We start from the raw sequence: 1,288 nt of genomic DNA on the forward strand, positions 1-1,288 counted from the left end.
CGGCGTGCGCGGCCGGCCGAGGAACACCAGCCCCCAGAAGCGCACCATGGCGGCGGCGGCGAGTGCGGTGGCGAGCGCGGCGAGCGCGGTCGCCGCCGCCGCGCCGATCTGGAAGGCGAGGTCCCCCACCCGCCAGGCGGCGAGCAGCGCCTGTAGCAGCAGCCATTCCGATGCGAAGCCCGACAGCGGCGGGAGCGCGGCCGCCGCACCGACCGCGACCAGCGCCGCCCAGGCGGTGACCGGCATGCGGTGGATCAGCCCGCCCAGCCGGTCGAGCCGGCGGGACCCGGCACCGTGCAGCACCTCCCCCGCCGCGAGGAACAGCAGGCTCTTGAAGGCGGCGTGGTTCAGCGCGTGCAGCAGCGCCGCTGCCGCCGCGACCGCGGCGAGCGCCGGCAGGTCGGCCCCCCGGAAGGCCAATGCGAGGCCGAGGCCGATCGCGATCAACCCGACATTCTCGATGGTGGAGCAGGCAAGCAGCGTCTTGCCGTCCTCCTCCAGGTTCGCGCGCAGCGCGCCGATGACGGCCGAGGCCGCGCCGAGTGCGACCAGCGGCGCGCCCATCCAGACCGGCTGGGCCGGGCCCATCAGGTCGAAGACGAAGCGCGCCACGACATAGAGCGCGACCTTCGTCATCGCCCCGGACATCACGGCCGAGACGTGGCTCGGCGCCGCGGGGTGGGCGAGCGGCAGCCAGACATGCAGCGGCGCGATGCCGGCCTTGGACCCCGCGCCGGCCAGCACCAGCGCGAGGATCGCCGCAGCGCGCAGGCCCTCGGGCGGCGCATCGCGCAGCGCGGCGAAGTCGAGCCCGCCGCCGGCACCGCCCGAAAGGCCGAGCGCCAGCGCCAGCGCCACCCCGCCGAAGCCGGCGAAGCCGAGATAGAGCCTGGCCGCGCGGCGGTTCTCGGCCTGGCCATGGTCATGCGCGACGAGCGCCCAGGAGGCGAGCGACATGGCCTCGAAGCCGAGCAGCAGGGTGAAGCCGTCCGCCGCGAGCAAGGTGACCAGCATGCCGGCCAGGAAGATCGGCCAGGGCACGAGGCGGCGCGGTGCCTCCGGCCCATGCACGCCCCCCAGGGCGAAGAGCCCGGCCGAGAGCGTCGCGACACCCACCGGCAGCAGGAACCAGGCCGAGAGCGGGTCGAGCGCGAGGCGCGCCGGTCCCCAGGGCGGGCCGAAGGGCAGGGTGAGCGCCGCCGGCCCGCCGAGCAGGCCGCCGACCCCGCCCACCAGCATCAGCAGCCCCGCCCCCGCCGTGCCCGCCTGAACCGCCCGCGCGCCCGCC

1 protein-coding gene is annotated in these 1,288 nt (G+C 76.6%); it reads right to left on the reverse strand.

Annotated features, from left to right (window positions below):
- The coding region (locus HW577_RS25145; protein WP_269769599.1) for a proton-conducting transporter transmembrane domain-containing protein at window positions 1-1,288 on the reverse strand (1,288 nt) is incomplete at both ends.

The organism is Neoroseomonas rubea, assembly GCF_016106015.1.
Classification (GTDB): Bacteria; Pseudomonadota; Alphaproteobacteria; order Acetobacterales; family Acetobacteraceae; genus Neoroseomonas; species Neoroseomonas rubea.